Source organism: Methylacidimicrobium sp. AP8 (assembly GCF_903064525.1).
Lineage (GTDB): Bacteria > Verrucomicrobiota > Verrucomicrobiia > Methylacidiphilales > Methylacidiphilaceae > Methylacidimicrobium.
The window spans coordinates 1,858,015-1,875,499 of sequence record NZ_LR797830.1 but is presented as its reverse complement, the minus strand read 5'-3'; the positions used below and the strand labels follow the sequence as shown (position 1 = coordinate 1,875,499).

Annotated in this window: 17 protein-coding genes; 9 read left to right on the top strand and 8 right to left on the bottom strand. The window is 66.9% G+C overall.

Translation table 11 applies throughout. The annotated features are described in order from the left end of the window. The first annotated feature begins 11 nt into the window (after nt 1–11). From hflX to lpxA, 3 genes are read left to right on the top strand one after another with little or no spacing between them, the layout of a single operon-like run. Nucleotides 12–1,397, top strand: a complete 1,386-nt coding sequence (gene hflX, locus MTHMO_RS08775; protein WP_202214439.1) for a GTPase HflX — start codon at nt 12–14, stop codon at nt 1,395–1,397. Then, nucleotides 1,330–1,971, top strand: coding sequence for a DNA repair protein RadC (radC, locus tag MTHMO_RS08770; RefSeq protein ID WP_202214438.1), 642 nt, complete (start codon nt 1,330–1,332; stop codon nt 1,969–1,971). The genes hflX and radC overlap by 68 nt, the downstream gene beginning before the upstream one ends. Beyond that, the gene (gene lpxA, locus MTHMO_RS08765) at nt 1,968–2,789 is read left to right on the top strand and encodes an acyl-ACP--UDP-N-acetylglucosamine O-acyltransferase (RefSeq protein ID WP_202214437.1); all 822 of its coding nucleotides are present in this window, start codon (nt 1,968–1,970) and stop codon (nt 2,787–2,789) included. Before radC ends, lpxA begins: the two co-directional genes overlap by 4 nt. Here lpxA and acs read toward each other — a convergent pair. The 8 genes from acs to hisC form a co-directional block, all read right to left on the bottom strand. Further along, complete coding sequence (acs, locus tag MTHMO_RS08760) at nt 2,786–4,780, bottom strand: acetate--CoA ligase (protein ID WP_202214436.1); 1,995 nt, start codon at nt 4,778–4,780, stop codon at nt 2,786–2,788. The genes lpxA and acs overlap by 4 nt on opposite strands. 151 nt (nt 4,781–4,931) lie before the next feature. Next, nucleotides 4,932–5,375 carry a ribose-5-phosphate isomerase gene (locus MTHMO_RS08755; protein ID WP_202214435.1) on the bottom strand — a complete coding sequence of 148 codons (444 nt, stop codon included), beginning with the start codon at nt 5,373–5,375 and terminating at the stop codon, nt 4,932–4,934. A 68-nt stretch (nt 5,376–5,443) separates the two neighbouring features. Then, nucleotides 5,444–5,932, bottom strand: coding sequence for a UvrB/UvrC motif-containing protein (locus tag MTHMO_RS08750; RefSeq protein WP_202214434.1), 489 nt, complete (start codon nt 5,930–5,932; stop codon nt 5,444–5,446). After that, the gene (gene ilvE, locus MTHMO_RS08745; protein WP_237394861.1) at nt 5,929–6,858 is read right to left on the bottom strand and encodes a branched-chain-amino-acid transaminase; all 930 of its coding nucleotides are present in this window, start codon (nt 6,856–6,858) and stop codon (nt 5,929–5,931) included. Before ilvE ends, MTHMO_RS08750 begins: the two co-directional genes overlap by 4 nt. 44 nt (nt 6,859–6,902) lie before the next feature. Continuing rightward, nucleotides 6,903–7,715: an ABC transporter ATP-binding protein gene (locus MTHMO_RS08740; protein ID WP_202214432.1), complete on the bottom strand. Its 813-nt coding sequence runs from the start codon at nt 7,713–7,715 to the stop codon at nt 6,903–6,905. Beyond that, the gene (locus MTHMO_RS08735; RefSeq protein ID WP_237394860.1) at nt 7,708–9,000 is read right to left on the bottom strand and encodes an ABC transporter permease; all 1,293 of its coding nucleotides are present in this window, start codon (nt 8,998–9,000) and stop codon (nt 7,708–7,710) included. The genes MTHMO_RS08740 and MTHMO_RS08735 overlap by 8 nt, the downstream gene beginning before the upstream one ends. Then, nucleotides 8,997–9,857 (bottom strand): prephenate dehydrogenase/arogenate dehydrogenase family protein, encoded by an 861-nt coding sequence (locus MTHMO_RS08730; protein WP_202214431.1) that lies wholly within the window; start codon nt 9,855–9,857, stop codon nt 8,997–8,999. The genes MTHMO_RS08735 and MTHMO_RS08730 overlap by 4 nt, the downstream gene beginning before the upstream one ends. After that, nucleotides 9,854–10,984, bottom strand: a complete 1,131-nt coding sequence (gene hisC, locus MTHMO_RS08725; protein ID WP_202214430.1) for a histidinol-phosphate transaminase — start codon at nt 10,982–10,984, stop codon at nt 9,854–9,856. Before hisC ends, MTHMO_RS08730 begins: the two co-directional genes overlap by 4 nt. A 415-nt stretch (nt 10,985–11,399) precedes the next feature. Between hisC and nuoB the strand changes: the two genes are divergently transcribed. From nuoB to MTHMO_RS08695, 6 genes are all read left to right on the top strand, one after another. After that, nucleotides 11,400–11,909, top strand: coding sequence for an NADH-quinone oxidoreductase subunit NuoB (nuoB, locus tag MTHMO_RS08720; RefSeq protein ID WP_202214429.1), 510 nt, complete (start codon nt 11,400–11,402; stop codon nt 11,907–11,909). A 64-nt stretch (nt 11,910–11,973) separates the two neighbouring features. After that, on the top strand, nt 11,974–12,561 hold the full coding sequence (locus MTHMO_RS08715; RefSeq protein ID WP_202214428.1) for an NADH-quinone oxidoreductase subunit C: 588 nt from the start codon (nt 11,974–11,976) through the stop codon (nt 12,559–12,561). After that, on the top strand, nt 12,558–13,790 hold the full coding sequence (nuoD, locus tag MTHMO_RS08710; RefSeq protein WP_202214427.1) for an NADH dehydrogenase (quinone) subunit D: 1,233 nt from the start codon (nt 12,558–12,560) through the stop codon (nt 13,788–13,790). The genes MTHMO_RS08715 and nuoD overlap by 4 nt, the downstream gene beginning before the upstream one ends. A 19-nt stretch (nt 13,791–13,809) precedes the next feature. Continuing rightward, nucleotides 13,810–14,367, top strand: coding sequence for an NAD(P)H-dependent oxidoreductase subunit E (locus tag MTHMO_RS08705; protein ID WP_202214426.1), 558 nt, complete (start codon nt 13,810–13,812; stop codon nt 14,365–14,367). Nucleotides 14,368–14,378: 11 nt separating this feature from the next. Then, entirely contained in the window at nt 14,379–15,770 is a 1,392-nt protein-coding gene (gene nuoF, locus MTHMO_RS08700; protein ID WP_202214425.1) for an NADH-quinone oxidoreductase subunit NuoF, read from the top strand. Nucleotides 15,771–15,795: 25 nt separating this feature from the next. After that, on the top strand, nt 15,796–17,478 hold the full coding sequence (locus tag MTHMO_RS08695; protein WP_202214424.1) for a molybdopterin-dependent oxidoreductase: 1,683 nt from the start codon (nt 15,796–15,798) through the stop codon (nt 17,476–17,478). Nucleotides 17,479–17,485: the final 7 nt, after the last annotated feature.

Sequence of the window (17,485 nt, the reverse complement as noted above, 5' to 3'; positions counted from 1 at the left end):
ATCCAGACCGGATGAGAACCAGCGATCGCTCCGCGGAGCAGGTTCTGCTCGTCGGGCTGGAGCTTCCGAACCAGAAAGAGCCGCGGGTGACCGAATCCCTCGAAGAATTGGGGGAGCTCGTCCGCAGCGCAGGGGCGACGGTCGCCTCCCGGGTCGTCCAGCGGCTTCCGACGCCCACCGCCCCGTACTACATCGGCCGGGGCAAGGCCCTGGATCTGTCGCGAAAGTGCCAGGAGCACGGCATCCAGTCTGTCATCTTTGATGACGAGCTCACCCCGGCACAGAGCCGGAACCTGGCGAACCTCTTTTCCCGCAAGGTATTGGACCGGACGCAGCTCATCCTTGACATCTTCGCCCAGCGGGCCAAGACCCGGGAGGGGAAGATCCAGATCGAGCTCGCACAGCTCCTCTACCTGCTCCCGAGGCTGACCAGGCTATGGAGCCACCTCTCTCGGCAGACAGGGGGCATCGGCACCCGGGGTCCCGGGGAAACCCAGCTCGAGGTCGACCGGCGGCGCGTCCAGCAGCGGATCGCGCGCTTGCACCGGGAGCTCGAGGCTGTGCGGCGCTCCCGATCGGTGCAGCGGGAAGGAAGGAACCGGCTCCCCTGGTCGACCTTCTGCCTCGTCGGGTATACCAACTCCGGGAAGTCAACGCTCTTCAACCGCTTGACCCGGTCGGACGTCCTGGTCGAGGACAAGCTCTTCGCCACGCTCGATCCGACCATCCGGCTCTTGTCGCTGGGCGGAAAGCAGCGGGCATTCCTGACGGACACGGTCGGCTTCATCCGGAAGCTGCCGCACAACCTGATCGATTCGTTCCGCGCGACCCTGGAAGAGGTCAAGGAGGCTGACTTCCTCATCCATCTGGCCGACGTTTCCGATCCGAACGTAGAGGAGCGGATCGGCGACGTCCGCCGCGTACTGGAGGAGCTCGGGGCGCTGCAAAAGCCGACGCTCCTGGTTTGGAACAAGATCGATCGACTATGCGGCCCGGCGCCCCTCCGGCGCCTCCTCCGCCTTTATCCCGGTAGCCTGGGGATTTCGGCCCGGGACGGCTCGGGGATCCCCGAGCTGCTTTCCCGGATCGAAGATTGGTTGCGGGGGAGGTCGCTCTTTGTGCGCTTGCGCCTGCCGCTCCAGCGCGGCGATCTGCTGTCCCGGATTCATCGGGAAGGGGAGCCGGTAGACGTCCGCTACCGGCCCGAAGGGGTCTACGTGGAGGCATGGATCCCGCCTTTCTTGCAAACCGCCCTCGCTCCCTATATCCTCGCCGAGCGTGGCGCGGCGGATTCAGGAGATGTTGCCGGCGGAGCGCCCGCTCGAGCGGATGGCGGCGGGCGGGCCGGGCGGCCTCAAGGATTCGGAGCTGCTGGCGATTCTCTTGGGGAGCGGTAGGCGCGGGCTCTCGGCCGTCGGGCTGGGGGAGGAGCTGATCGAGCGGTTCGGCAGCCTGCAGGCCTTGGGAAGGGCGTCGCTGCCGGAGCTTGCCCGGTGCAAGGGGGTGGGTCCGACCAAGGCCGCGCGGCTTGCGGCGGCTTTCGCGCTGGGCGCCCGATCCGCTCAGGAGGAGCTTCTCGGCCGGAAGATCGAGCGGCCGAAGGATGCAGTGGAGTTCCTGGGGCCGCGCCTGCGGCTTTCGCCGGTGGAGATGCTGCTGGCGGTCCTGCTGGACGCCAAGGGGAGGGTGCTCGCCGTCGAGGAGATCACCCGGGGGACCCTTAACGAGAGCCTCTACCACTCCCGGGAGGCTTTCCGCGCGGCGATCGCTCACAAAGCCCATTCGGTGCTCTTCGCCCATAACCATCCTTCGGGCGACCCGACGCCTTCGGCGGAGGATATCGCGATCAGCCGGCGGATGCAGCGTGCAGGCGAAATCCTGGGCATCGAAGTCGTCGATCACCTGATTCTCGGCGGATCTCGCAGGGGCGAGCTTCTCTACTACAGCTTTCGGGAGAGGGGAGGGGCATGATTCATCCGACGGCCATGGTCAGCCCCAAGGCGGAGCTGGGCCGAGAAGTGCGGATCGGACCCGGGGCGATCGTCGAGGCCGGGACGGTGCTCGGCGACCGGTGCGAGGTCCGTGCGTATGCGGTGATCGCCGCGGGAACGCGGATGGGACCGGGAAACCGGATCGGCTACGGGGCGGTTCTCGGCGCCGAGCCCCAGGATCTCTCTTGGGACGGCTCCCCTTCGCGGGTGGTCCTGGGGGAAGGGAACGTGATCCGCGAGCATGTCACCATCCACCGCGGGGCCAAGCCGGAGACCGAAACGCGGATCGGCGACGGCAACTACCTGATGGTCGGATGCCACGTCGGGCACAACTGCGTCGTCGGCGACCGGACGATCATCGTCAACCACGTCCTGCTGGCTGGCTATGTTCAGGTGGGGGATCGGGCGTTTCTGGGCGGAGGCTCGGTCTTTCACCAGCACGTGCGGATCGGGGAGCTTGCGATGGTGCGGGGCGGGATCCGGATCGGGATGGATGTTCCCCCCTTCCTCATGGCGGTGGACGAAAACGAGGTCTGCGGCGTCAATCGTGTCGGGCTGCGGAGGGCGGGGTTTTCCGAGGAGGTCCGCCGGCGCCTCGAGGACGCCTACCGGGTTCTATACGAAAGCGGCCGCAACGTCTCGCAGGCGCTGGAGGAGATGGAGCGGCGCTGGCCGGACGACGGCGAGGTGCGGCGGATGATCGCCTTCATCCGCGGCTCCCGCCGGGGGATCTGCATGCCCCGCCGACGCCGGCGGCGGTCGGCGCCGGAAGCCGAGGGGAGCGTAACCCCTTCCTAATCCCCCGGCCGGCCGATCTCTCGGGCGAGGGCGGCGACGGTGGCGGGATCTTCCAAGGTCGTCGTGTCCCCCTGGATGCGGCCGCTGCGGACGAGCTCCTTGAGGAGCCGGCGCATGATCTTGCCGCTGCGGGTCTTGGGAAGGCCGGTGGTGAAAAAGATCTCCTTTGGGCGGGCGATCGCGGCGATTTCCTCGGCGACGTGGAGGCGCAACTCGTTCTTGAGTGCTTCCGAGGGCGTCTCCCCTTGCCGGAGGATGACGAAGGCGACGAGCGCTTCCCCTTTTTCCGGGTCGGGTTCGCCCACCACCGCCGCCTCCGCGACCTTCGGGTGGCTCACCAAGGCGCTTTCGACCTCGGCGGTGCCGATGCGGTGGCCGGCCACGTTGAGAACGTCGTCGACCCGGCCGGTGATCCAGAAATACCCGTCCGCGTCCCGGCGGGCGCCGTCGCCGGTGCAATAGACCCCCGGGATCTGGCTCCAGTAGGTCCTTCGGTAGCCGTCCGGGTCCCCGTAGATGCCCCGAAGCATGGAAGGCCAGGGGCGGCGGATGACCAGCTTCCCGTGCGCGCCGGGGGGAACCGGGTTCCCTTGATCGTCGACAACGGCGGGATCGACGCCGAAGAAGGGAAGGGTGGCCGAGCCCGGCTTGCAGGGAGTCGCCCCCGGCAAGGGAGCGATCATCACGGACCCGGTCTCCGTCTGCCACCAGGTGTCGACCACCGGGCAGCGCCCCCGGCCGATCTTCTCCCAGTACCAGACCCAGGCTTCCGGATTAATCGGCTCCCCGACCGATCCGAGGAGGCGCAGCGAGGAGAGATCCCAGGGCTCGGTCCATGCCTCCCCCCACCGCATGAAAGCCCGGATCGCCGTCGGCGCCGTGTAGAGGATGTTGATCCGATGGCGCGCGATCATCCGCCAGAACCGGTCGGGCTGCGGGAAGTCGGGCGCGCCTTCGTAGAGGAAGACCGAAGCTCCGTTCGCCAGCGGCCCGTAGACCACGTAGCTGTGGCCGGTCACCCACCCGATGTCGGCCGTGCACCAGAAGAGATCCTCCTCCCGCACGTCGAAGAGGTACTTGGTCGTCAGGGCGCAGCCGAGAAGATAGCCGCCGGTCGTGTGCACAATCCCTTTCGGCTTCCCCGTGGTTCCGCTGGTGTAGAGGATGTAGAGCGGGTGCTCGCTGTCGAGCGGGCGGGCATCGCAGCGGTCGTCGACCTCGGCGAGCTCCTCCTCGATCCAGAAGTCGCGCCCTGGCCGCATCGGCACGGGCTCCCCCGTCCGCCGGACGACCAGCACCCGCTCGACCTGGGGGAGATCGGCCAGGGCTTCGTCGATCCGCTCCTTGAGCGGGACGATTCGTCCCCGGCGGTATCCTCCGTCGGCCGTGACGACGACCTTCGCACCGCAGTCGAGAATCCGGTCTCGGACCGACTTGGCGCTAAAGCCGGCGAAGACGACGCTATGCACCGCCCCGAGGCGCGCGCACGCGAGCATGGCGACCACCGCTTCCGGAAGGAGCGGCAGGTAGATGACGACCCGGTCGCCGGCGGCCACTCCGCTCCGGGAGAGCAGGTTCGCCCACCGGCAGACCTCGGCATGGAGCTGCCGGTAGGTGAGCGTCCTCAGCTCTCCGGGCTCCCCCTCCCACACGAGGGCCGCCTTGTTGCTGCGGGGCCCGGACAGGTGGCGATCGAGGCAGTTGTAGCTGGCATTGAGCTTTCCGCCCAGGAACCAGCGGGCGTGCGGCGGATCCCAGGCCATGAGCTTCTTCCATGGCTCCGACCAGTCGAGCTCCGCCGACATCCTCGTCCAAAACGTACCCGGCGACTCGATCGATTCCCGGTAAAGCCGGCGGTAGTCGTCCAAGCGCCCGATCCGCGCGCAGGCGGCAAACTCCGCGGGCGGAGGGAACACGGGCTCGGTTCCCGCTACGGGGGCCGGATGCGGGGGCGCCGATACGGTGGTGCTCTCGGAGGCGGCTTCGCTCATTTTCTTCGGACGCCGGCGGGCCGGCGCTGCTGCCGGGGTGTCGACACGATAGGAACCCCGGAGCCGAAAAGCAAACCCGGAGGCCCTTGGTTTTCAGCGGCCGTTCCGGTAAGGCGGAGGATCCGGAACGGGGCGCGGCCGACGGCGATCCCTATACCCCTTCCCCGGCCATCATCTTCCGGATGCGCGGGACGTGCCGGCCGCCTTCGAACGGAGTCTCCAGGAAGACCCGGACGATCCGAAGCGCGGTCTCCTCGGGGATGAGCCGCTCGCCGAGGGCGATCACGTTGGCGTCGTTGTGGGCGCGACCGAGGCGTGCCGACTCCTCGTTGAAGCAGTAGGCGCAGCGGATCCCCCGGACCTTGTTGGCGACCATCGCCTCACCGTTTCCCGAGCCGCCCAGGACGATGCCGCGGTCAGCCTTCCCTTCGGCGACGAGCACCGCCGCGGGCCGGACAAAGTCCGGATAGTCGTCGTCGGGCCTCGGCGCATGGGTGCCGCAGTCGATCACCTCGTGGCCGAGGCTCTTGAGGAATTCCTTGATCTTCTCCTTGTAGGCGAAGCCGGCGTGATCCGATCCGATGGCGATTTTCATGTGGGGCGGCTCTTTTTTCTAGCGCGAGGGACTGCGGGGATAAAGGCCCTTTTTTGTTCCCCCGCCCCTCAGCTGTTGATCTGCGTCTCCAGCTGCGCGATCTCGTCACGCAGGAGGGCGGCCTCCTCATACCGTTCTTCTCTGACCGCCCGGCGCAGGCTTTCCTGGAGGTCCTCCAGCCGCCGCTGGTAAAACTGATGGCGCAGGAACTTGGGGGGCATCTTCCCCTTGTGGATAACGCCCTTGTGCATATCGCGCAGCATCGACTCGACGGCCTCCGCGAAGACTTCGTAGCAGTGGGCGCAGCCGAGGCGCCCGGTCTTCTTGAAATCCGATTGGGTGAAGCCGCACTGCGGGCAGGTAGGCTCGTTCCGGGCGAGGAGGCGCTCCCCGTCCGGCGTACCCCCCAGGAGCATGTCGGCCAGCGAGAAGACGGAGGGGTCCGACACGCCTTTCTCCTTGGCGCACTTTTCGCAAAGATGGACTTTTTGCACCTTGCCGCCGACAATTTGCGTGAGATGCACGGTGGCCGGTGCCTCGCAGAAATGGCACTTCATTGCTGCTGCGCGGCTCGCATTGCCGTTGGCTCTCCTGATTCATAAATAAGGGTGCCGGTGCTCCGGGTCAATGAGCGAAAACGGAGCAGGAGCTTCTGCGTCCAGCAACCCGGGCGCCCCGTGCCGATCGTCCGGCCGTCGATCTCGGTCACCGGGACGATTTCCGCCGCCGTTCCGGTCAGGAACACCTCGTCGGCGACAAAGAGGTCGTAGCGGGTCATCTCGCGCTCCGCGACCTCGATCCCCTCGCTTTGCGCCAGCCGGAAGATTTCCCGCCGGGTGATCCCCGGCAGCGCTCCGGCGGAAATCGGTGGGGTGACCACCCTCCCTCCCTTGACCGCGAAGATATTATCCCCGGAGCATTCCGCCACGTATCCGGCCTCGTTGAGGAGCAGGGCTTCGTCCGCGCCCGTAGCGGCCGCCTCCATCTTGGCCAAGATGTTGTTCAGGTAGTTGAGGGACTTGATCGCCGGGTCGAGGGCGGACGGGGAGACCCGGCGGACGGCCGCAGTATGGAGGCGCAGGCCCCTTTCGTAGACCGAGGCGGGGTAGAGCTGGATCGCGCTGGCGATGATGAAGACCGTCGGCTGCGGACAGGACGCCGGGTTAAGCCCAAGGTCGCCCTTGCCGCGGGTGACCACAAGCCGGATGTACCCGTCCCATAGAGAATTGCGCCGGCAGCATTCCAGGACCGCGCTCCTCAGCTCCGCCCGACTCAGCGGGATCGACAAGCGGATCGCCTTGGCCGAGTCGAAGAGGCGTTCGAGATGCTCTTCCAAGCGGAAGACGCGGCCCTCGTACGCCCGGATCCCCTCGAAGACGCCGTCCCCGTACAGCAAGCCGTGGTCGAACACCGACACCTTGGCGTCGGCTTCGTCCACGAACGCCCCGTCCAAAAAGATCTTCTTCGGCTTTTGCTCGTTCATTGGCCTTCCCGGCCGCCAGCCCGGCCTCATCCTCCGAAAGGCGGTCAGAGCTTCATTTCCGATCCCGGCGGGCGAAGCAAGCTCGAATTCTCGCTCCGGCCCGAAAAGGCTTCGGGCTCCTGAGCCTCCTGCGGTTCCGCGGGGGCGCGCGGCCAGGCGGCGGGCTCCAGCTTCCCTCCGGTTAAGACCAGCTGCCGATCCCCCTTCCGGGCCAACCGGACATCATGGGTGGCCATCACCAGGGTCTTGCCTCGGCTCCTCTGGAGGTCGAGCAGCAGTTCGATGACTTCCCCGCCGGTCTTCTCATCCAGGTTGCCCGTCGGCTCGTCGGCGATCAGGATCTCGGGATCGTTCCGGAGTGCGCGCGCGATCGCCACCCGCTGCTGCTCGCCGCCCGAGAGTTCCCACGGGCGGTGGTGGCATCGGTGGGCCATGCCGACGGCTTCCAAAAGGGTCCAGCCCGGCTTGGCATCCCGCTCTCCGAGAAGCAGGGCCGGCAGGTTCACGTTTTCCAGCGCGCTCAGCTCCGGGAGCAGGTGGTAGGCTTGAAAGACCAGGCCGATCGCCTTTGCACGCCACCCGGCCAGCCGCTTGCGGGAGAACCGGGAGATGTCCTGGCCCCGGTAGAGCACCCGCCCCGAGTCCGGGGCTTCGAGCCCCGCCAGGATGTGGAGAAGCGTCGTCTTGCCCGATCCGGAGACCCCTTGGATCGTGTAGCAGAGCCCTTCGCGGAAGACCACGCTCGCTCCGGTGAGCACCGGAACGGCGACCGATCCGGCGCGGAAGGATTTGTGGATGGCCTCGGTCGCGAGAACCGGGGGGGAATCCCCCTTCTCGACGCGCTTGGTCTCATTCATAGCGCAAGGCGTTCGCCGGCAGGATCCGGGCGGCGTTCCAGGCGGGGATCCACGCCGCGCAGACGCAGAGAAGGATCGCCGTGAAAGCGATTCCGAGGATCTGCGGCAGATCGATCACCACCGGGATGGTGGCGAAGTGGTAGACGTCGGCCGAAAAGAGGTCGATGCCGACCACCCGCTCGATCAGGTCGCGCAGGAGATTCAGGTTGGGCAGCGTTACGGCGGCCAGGAGGAGCCCGAGCGTCGTGCCCAGCAGGCCGACGACCAACCCGTGGACGATGAAGATCGCGAGGACCTGGCTGTCGGTGGCGCCGAGCGCCTTGAGCAGGCCGATTTCCCGGCGCTTCTGCGCAGTGATCGTGATGAGGGTGCTGCAGAGCCCGAAGGCCGCGACCAGGATGATGAAGAAGAGGATGACCGCCATCGTCGCTTTTTCCACCGCGATCGCGGTGAACAAGGGCCGGTTCTGGTCCATCCAGGTGATCGCTTCCATGGGAGGGGCGAACGAGGTGTTAAGCTTGGCCTTGAGGCGGTCGGCAGCCATCGGATCCTTGACGCGCAAGGCGATCCCGTGGACTCCGTGGCCGAGGCTGTAGAGGTACTGGGCGTTCCGGAGGGAGGTTAGGAAGAACGACGAGTCGTATTCAAAGAGTCCGGTCCGGAAGATGCCCGAGATCTCCAGCTCGGTCGGCAGCGGGATCGACTTGCGGCCCGAATCGGCGGATTCACGGAGCGCCTGCAGGTGGCGCGGAGCGTAAATGACGACCCTATCCCCCACGGTCGCCCCGTTGCGCTTGGCCCATTCGTCCCCGACGAGCACCGAGTCGGCTTGGAGGTTGTATTTCCCGGCGACCAGATAACGGCGCAAGGGGATCACGGCGAGCTCGGCCTCCGGATCGATCCCTCGGAGGATGGGGGTGGTGATCCGGTCCGCGTACTCGGCGAGGACGGGGCCGCTAACGAATGGGGCCGCCCCTTCGACACCGGGCTCCTTGAGCAGCCGGGCGATCTCCCGTTCCGGATGCTGCAGCACCTCCCCGTTGGAAACCACCAGGTGGGCGTTGAAGCCGATGATCTTTTCCTGCAACTCCCGCTCGAAGCCCGCCATCACCGCGAGGACGACGACCAGGACGAGCACGCCCAGCGTCACGCCGAGCAGGGAGAGGAGCGTGATGACCGAGACAAAGCTCCGGCGCGGCCGGAGGTAGCGGAGGGCGAGGAATCCGGGCAGGGACCGGGGCATTCGGCCGGGAGGCGCGTCCGCAGCGTAGGGGGATGGGGTCATGGCGAAGATTTCCGGAAGGCGAGCCGGCGGAGCGCGGCTTCGCTCAGCAGGTCCTTAAGAGCCGTTCCCGACCCCTTTTCCAGGTCGTCGGTCGCTTTCTGCAGGCCGGCAAGGAAGGAGCGGAGCGCCGGCAGAACATTCTCCCGGTTGGCGAGCAGGATCTCGCTCCACATCTCCGCGGGACCGGCCGCGATCCGGGTCACGTCACGGAATCCGGGGCCGGCGACCTCCAGCGCCCCGCTGTCCACCGACCGGACCAGGACGGCCGCCAGGAGGTGCGGCAAATGGCTGACCGCGGCGACCCGCCGGTCGTGCTCCGGAGCCGAGAGGCGGAGGGTGCGGGCGCCCAGCGCGAGCCAGAACGCTTCGACGAGGGCGACCGCCTCCTCTGAGGGATCTTCCGGAGGGGTGAGGATGGAGATCGCTCCCGCGAAGAGGTCCGGCCGGGAGTAGCCGAATCCGGACCGCTCGCTCCCGCTCATCGGGTGGCTGCCCACCCAGCGGGTTCGCCCCTCGAGGTGCTCCTGGAGGAGCTTCATGGCGGGCACCTTGACGCTGGCCGTGTCGGTCACTACCGCTTGCGGATCGACGGCCTCCCGGATGCCGCGGAGGATCGTGGCCATGGCGGCGATGGGGAGGGCGACGACGACGAGCTGCGCGCCCCGGACCACTTCTGCGGCATCGTCGGATACCAACTCGGCGATCTGCGCCGCTTGCACCGCCTCCCTTTCCGGGCCGACGCTGAAGAGCGCCAGCTCCCGGCAGAGCCGGAACTGGCGCGCTGCGCGGGCGACCGATCCGCCGATGAGGCCGGTGCCGATCACGGCCAAGCGGGCGAGCGGGAAGGGACCGTTCATTCTGCTGTGCGGGCCGCCCTTCCTCTGGTGTCGTGCAGGGCGGCGGGAAGGATCGCCAGAAAATTCGTTACTTGCCGGGGTGTGCCGACGCTCACACGGATCCACTCGGGCAGCCCGTAGCTGCGCAAGGGGCGGACGATCCACCCGCGGCGCAGCAGGCTGGCGAAAAGCGCCTCGCCGTCGCCGACCCGCACCATGACGAAGTTGCCTGCCGAGGGGACGTACTCGAGGCCCAGCCGGCCGAAGGATTCCTCCAGGCGCAGGCGTCCTTCCCGGACGACGCGCCGGGTGGCTTCCGTATGCTCGCGGTCCTCGAGCGCGGCGATGGCTGCGGCCTGCGCCAGCAGATTGGCGTTGAAGGGTTGGCGAGCCCGCTGCAGCCAGGAGGCGATCGGAGCCGGGGCAAGGCCGTAGCCGATGCGGAGGCCGGCCAAGCCGTGCATTTTGGAAAAGGTCCGCAGCAGCACGATGTTCTTCCCCTCCCGCACCCAGGAGACGCTCGGCGGCGGGTCGTCCAGGAAATCGACGTAGGCCTCGTCGAGGGCGAGCACCACGTGTCGGGGGATCGTCCGGACGAACTCCGCGAGCTCCCCGTTGGGGATGCGCGTCCCGGTGGGGTTGTTCGGGCTCGTCAGGAAAATCAGCCGGGTGTTCGGCCCGATCGCCTTCCGCATCGCCCCCAAGTCATGACGGAACCCGGGGTCGGGCGTCTCCCGGCACGGAGTCTCGAAGAGCTGGGCCATCAGGCGATAGACCGCGAAGGCGTGCCGGGAGCAGAGGACCTCGTGCGCCCGCGGCGACACGAAGACGTGGAAGAGCAGCTCGATGATCTCGTTGGAGCCGTTGCCCAGGACGACGTTCTCGATCGAGAGGTCGTGATGGCGGGCGATCGCCTCCCGCAGGAGCCGTCCGGCCCCGTCGGGGTAGAGATGGACCCGCGGCAACGCCTGCCGGATCGCCTCCAGAGCCAGCGGGGAAGGACCCAGCGGGTTTTCGTTCGAGGCGAGCTTGCAGATCTCCTCCGGCGCGAAGCCCTGCTCGCGGGCCAGCTCTTCGATCGGCTTGCCCGGTTCGTAAGGGGTCAGCGCACGGATTCCCGGGTTGACGAGGTCTTCGAGGGTAGTCACGGTTCGGTGCGGATCTCCTCCAGGCTAAAGGTTTATTAACCCTCAGGCAAGCCGTTCGGCACGCGGGCATCGGCTTCCCCGGCTCCGTTTCCGGGAAGCAGCGGCGGAGGAGAGGGCGGAACGGGGGCGGGCGCGGGACGGCCGACTCCCGTGGAAACCTAGAGCTAGAGGCCATTTCTCACAAGCTTTCTCCTACGGCTTGCAAAACAGGCTCGTCTGCTTCGCTCCCGCTTGGTTTTCCATCCTCGCAGTATGTATTCCAACAGCTCCGGTGGGAAACCTGCGCCCGCCTCGCACCCAAGCCCATTTGCGGCGCCTCGGCTACGAAATTTGTGAGAAATGGCCGCTATGGGCCTTCATTCTTCCCGGACCTTTTTGCTTGCCGCCAGATGCTTCCTCATTAGATTGGTCGTACATGGCCCAGACGCAAGAGCTCGGTTACAACTCCAAGGTCGAGGGGGACGTCGTCCTGACGACCGTGGATTCCGCGATCAACTGGATGCGGAAAAACTCCCTCTGGCCGATGCCGATGGGGCTGGCCTGCTGCGCCATCGAGCTCATGGCGGCTTCGTGCGCGCGTTTCGACATCGCTCGCTTCGGCGCCGAGGTGATGCGGTTTTCCCCCCGGCAAGCGGACCTGATGATCGTGGCCGGGACCGTGACCTACAAGATGGCCTACGCAGTGAAGCGGATCTACGACCAGATGCCGGAACCGAAGTGGGTGATCGCGATGGGAGCTTGCGCTTCGAGCGGGGGCATGTACCGGAGCTACGCGGTCCTTCAGGGCATCGACCGGCTCATTCCCGTCGACGTGTACATCTCCGGCTGCCCTCCCCGGCCGGAGGCGCTGCTCGACGGGCTTCTGCGGATCCAAGCCAAGATCGACGGCGAGCCCGCGCTCCGTCGCCTCAAGCAGGTCGCCTGACCGGAGACGGCGATCGATCGGGCCCGAGCGTGCAGGGATCCCTATTGCCGGGCGGATTTAGACAATGACGAAACGGGAAGCGGTCGAGAACCTTCGTTCGAACCTGGGGGCCAAGATCCTCGGGGTGGATGAGTTCCGGGGCGAGACGACGGTCCGGCTGGACCTTTCGGGGATCGTGGATGCGGCGCGGCTTCTCAAGCAGATAGGCTACCGGATGTTACTCGACATGACGGCCGTCGACCACCTGGGGGAAGAGCCCCGGTTCGAGATGGTCTACCATTTCTTCTCGGACGCGACCGGCGAGCACCTGCGGCTCAAGGGGAGGGTGGGAGGCGAGGAGCCGACCGTGCCGTCGCTCACGGGGGTCTACGCCACCGCGGATTGGCAGGAGCGCGAGGCTTTCGACATGATGGGGATCCGATTCGCCGGCCATCCCGACCTCCGGCGGATCCTGATGTGGGAGGGATATCCGTTCCATCCGCTGCGCAAGGATTTCCCGTTGGAAGGGAAGGCGAGCGACGCCGGCGCGGTCGCCTTTAGCGAGCCGGCCCCGATGGACGGAGGTCCTTTTGTCACGCTTCCGGCCAAGGAGAGCGAAAAACGAGAGCCGCGGGCCCATCCTGCGGATGAACTGGAGGAGGTGCAGGGATGACGGGTCAGGCGAGTCTGGTTACGGAGAGAATTCCGCTTGGCGAGGATCTTTCGGATGCTCCGGCCGGCGAGCGGCTCATCGTCAATGTGGGGCCGTCCCATCCGAGCACCCACGGCGTGCTCCAGATCCTGGTCGAGCTCGACGGGGAGACCGTGGTCAAGGCAGACCCGGTGATCGGCTACCTCCACCGGGGGGATGAGAAGATCGCCGAGAACATGCACTACAACCAGTTCATCCCCTACACCGATCGCCTCGACTACCTGGCGCCGCTGGCGAACAACGTCGCCTACGCCTGCGCCGTCGAAAAGCTGATGGGATGGACCGTGCCGCCGCGCTGCCAGGTAATCCGGGTGATCTGTTGCGAGCTGGCCCGCATCTCCTCCCACCTGCTCGGCTTGGGCGCCTTCGCCATGGACTGCGGGGCGGTTTCGGTCTTCCTCTACACCTTCACCGAGCGGGAAAAGATCTACTCGCTGATCGAGGAGCTGACCGGCGCCCGGTTCACGACCACCTATACGCGGATCGGGGGTCTGGCCCGCGACCTGCCCGACGGCTGGGTCGGGCGGGCGCAGGCGTTTGTCGATCAGTTCGGCGCCCGCGTCGATGAGATCGACAAGCTGCTTTGCCGCAACCGGATTTTCGTCGACCGGACCAAGGACGTGGGCGTGATCTCCGCGGCCGATGCGCTCGACTACGGACTTACCGGCCCAAACCTCCGGGCCTCCGGAGTCGATCTCGATCTGCGCAAGAAGCTCCCCTACCTCGGGTACGAGCAGTACGACTTCGAGGCGGTCGTCGGGAGCGCCGGCGATTGCTACGATCGGTTCGTGGTGCGGTTGGAGGAGATGCGCCAGAGCCGGAGGATCCTGCAGCAGGCGCTCTCCCGGATCCCGGACGGCCCGATCTGCGTCGACGAGGTGCGCAGCTACCTCCCGCCGAAGTCGGCGGTTCTCACGAAGATGGAAGAGCTGATCCAGCACTTTATGATCGTCACCGAGGGGATCTCGGCGCCCCCCGGAGAGGTCTACTTCGGGGCGGAGAACCCGAAGGGAGAGCTCGGGTTCTACATCGTCAGCAAGGGCGGCGGGGTTCCCCACCGGCTGAAGATCCGGGCTCCGAGCTTCATGAACCTGAGCATACTCCCCAAGCTTCTCCCGGGCCACCTGATGGCGGACGTGGTGGCGATCCTCGGAAGCCTCGATTTCGTCATGGGGGAGTGCGATCGCTAGCGCGGGAGGACGATCCGGCATGGTAGAACCTGAACAGCCCCTGCTGCCCGGCGACGAAGTGCCGAGCGCCGAATTCGAGCGGAAGGCCGACGAGATCATTGCCCAGTACCCCGTCTCCCGGCGCAGCGCCTCGCTACCCCTGCTTCACCTCTGGCAGGAGGAGTTCGGCTTCATCAGCGAGCGGGCCGTCGAGTGGATCGCGGCGAAGCTCGGGATCAAGCCGATCCACATCCTGGAGCTGGTGACCTTCTACCCCATGCTGCACCGGCGGCCGGTGGGGAAGACCCATTTCCGGGTTTGCCGCACGCTTTCCTGCGCCTTGGCGGGCAGCTACGAGCTCTTCGCGCGGATCCGGGAGCTGTGCGGGGCGACCGTCCCCGCGGGCCACGGCCTCTACCTGAGCCCCGACCGGTCCTGCTCCGTCGAGTTCGTCGAGTGCCTGGCCGCCTGCGGGTCCGCCCCGGCCATGATGGTGGATGAGGAAGAGTTCGAGCGGGCGACGATCGATACCGTGGAGGAGATCCTGCGGCGGCGGAGGGCGCAAAACGGCGCGGCCCAAGGCGCTGAGAAAGGTTAAGAAAGGTTCCCATGCCTCAGCCTCAAGACGGAGCGACAACGGCCAACCCGACGCGGGAGCATCGGATGATCCTCCGCTACGTCGATCAGCCCGGATACACGACCGACATCGACTGCTACCTCCGGCACGGCGGCTACGCGCAGCTTCGCAAGGCCCTCTCCATGGACCCGGCGGCGATCGTAGGGGAGGTCAAGGCGTCCGGCCTGCGGGGAAGGGGTGGCGCCGGGTTCCCGACGGGCACCAAGTGGGGCTTCATCGACCACACGAAGAACCGGAAGCCGGTCTACCTGCTCTGCAACGCGGACGAATCCGAGCCCGGAACCTTCAAGGACCGCCAGATCATCTATAAGGATCCCCACCAGCTGATCGAGGGGATGATCATCTCCTGCTATGCCAATCGCGCCCACCTGGGCTACATCTACATCCGCGGCGAGATGGCGCGGGGGGCCAAGATCCTGGAGCGGGCGCTGGCGGAGGCCCGCGAGAGGAACTTCCTGGGAGCCAACATTCTCGGCAGCGGGTACGATCTCGAGATCTTCGTCTTCCGGGGTGCCGGCGCCTACATCTGCGGCGAGGAGACGGGCTTGATCGAATCGCTTGAGGGGAAGCGGGCGTATCCGCGGATCAAGCCGCCGTATTTCCCGGCCGCGTTGGGCCTCTATCTCTGTCCGACGATCGTCAACAACGTCGAGACCCTCTGCCACGTGAAGCATATCGTGGAGATGGGCGGCGCGGAGTACGCCAAGATCGGCACTCCGAACAACACGGGCACCCGGATCTGGTGTGTGAGCGGCGACGTCCGCCGGCCCGGCTACTTCGAGTACGACTGCGGAGCGATCACGATGGGCGAGCTGCTCTACGACGTCTGCGGCGGCATCCGCGACGGCAACCGCCTCAAGGCGTTGATTCCCGGCGGCTCCTCGGCCAAGGTGCTGCGCGCGGGCGAGGTCTACCGGATCCGCCGCAAGAACGCCGCGGGAGAGACCGAGGAGGTCGAGATGCGGCTCGAGGATCTCCCCCTCGACTTCGATACGATCGCGGCGGCGGGGTCGATGTCGGGCTCGGGTGGGATCATCGTGATGGACCATACCCGCGACGTCGTGGAGTGCCTTCGGAACCTTTCCGCTTTCTACGCCCACGAGTCGTGCGGGCAGTGCACGCCGTGCCGGGAAGGGGCCCTCTGGATGCGCAAGGTCCTCGACCGGATGGCCGAAGGCAAGGGGAGGCCCGAGGACCCGCAGCTTTTGCTCGACCTGGCCGGCCAGATCGCCGGACGCACCATTTGCGCGTTCGGGGAGGCGTGCTCCTGGCCGGTGGAGAGCTTCGTGAGCAAGTTCCGGGAAGAGTTCGAAAGCAAGGCGGCAGCCGGCGAGGAGATCGGCCGCCTGGAGGCCGTCCATTGACCCGGCTCCGCCACCGAGAAGAACCATGGCCTTGATCAAAAATCCGTTCGATCACGATTTGCCGCCGGCCGACGCCCGGCCGGTGCCCGTTCAGCTCGACGGCCAGTGGGTGGAGGTCCCCGCCGGGCTCAACGTGATCGAGGTGGCCCGCCGCTTCGGCAAGCTGATCCCCCACTACTGCTACCACCCCAAGCTTTCCATCGCGGGTAACTGCCGGATGTGCCTCTTCGAGATGGGCACGCCCAAGCTCGGCCCCGACCGGAAGCCGGTCCTCGACGGCGAGGGGCGGCCGGTGCTCCAGTGGATGCCGCGGCCGCAGATCGCTTGCGCGACTACCGCCTTTCCCGGACTCGGGATCCGGACGAGCTCCCCGCTGGTCGAGTCCTGCCAGAAAGGAGTGATGGAGTTCCTGCTGGCGAACCATCCGCTCGATTGCCCGATCTGCGACCAGGCGGGCGAGTGCAAGCTCCAGGAGTTTGCCTTCGATTACGGCAAGGGCCGGAGCCGGTTCGTGGAGGACAAGGTCCGGAAGCCGAAGCGGGTCGACATCGGCCCCCGGATCGTCCTCGACGACGAGCGGTGCATCCTCTGCACGCGCTGCATCCGTTTCGCCCGGGAGATCGCGGGTGATGACTGCCTGGGGATCACCGAGCGCGGCGGGGTCAGCCGGCTCGCGATCCACCCGCAGAAGCGGTTTACGAGCGACTACTCGCTCAACACGGTGGACATCTGCCCGGTCGGAGCCCTCACCTCCAAAGATTTCCGGTTCCGGATGCGCGTCTGGTTCCTGAAGGAGACCAAGAGCATCTGCGTCGACTGCGCCACCGGCTGCAACGTGACGATCGGCAGCCGGGAAGGGATCGTCTACCGCTTGACCCCGCGGGTCAACGAAGCGGTCAACTCCCACTGGATGTGCGACCAGGGGCGTCTGGGCTTCCATTACATCCATAGCAAGCAGCGGGTCCTCGAGCCGGCCCGGCGGGAGGAGAACCAGCTCTTTCCGGGCGAGTGGTCGTTTCTCCTGGCGCAGGCGGCCGAAGCCCTGCGCAGGCTGGAGCCCGGCACGCTCGCGATTTTAGCCTCCGCCCGGCTGACCAACGAGGAGCTCTTCCTGGTCCGGTGCCTGCGCGACCTCCTCGGCGGTCCGGCGGTGCTCACCGAGGTCGTTCCGCGGAAGGGGCAGGCCGACGGCCTGCTGCGCAGCGACGACCTCAACCCGAACAGCCGGGGCGCGCGGCTCCTCGAGATCGGGAGCGGCGGCGAACGGCTCCCGGAGCTACGCCGGCGCATCGAGGAAGGAACGGTCAAGGGGCTCTTCTGCCTCCACGAGGATGCGGTCGCCGCCGGTTTGCCCGAAGAGGGCCTGGAGAAGCTCTCCGTCCTCCTCTGGCAAGGCCTGCTTGCGGACAAGACCTACGAAAAGGCCCACTGGGTCCTCCCGGGCGCCTCCTTCGCCGAAAAGAGCGGCTCGATGGTGAACCGGGCCGGCCGCGTCCAGCGGCTCGGGCGGGCGATCCCGCCACCGGGGCGCGCCCGGGAAGACCTCTGGATCCTCCGGTCGCTCCTCCTCGCCTTGGGGGGGGAGGATCCCGGCGCGAGCAGTGCCGAGATCTTCGCGAAGATGGCTGCGGCGGTGCCCGCCTTCGGCGGCCTGAGCTGGGCGGGTCTGGGAGACCAGGGACATCCGCTCCCCGGAGACGCGCGCTAGGAATTGG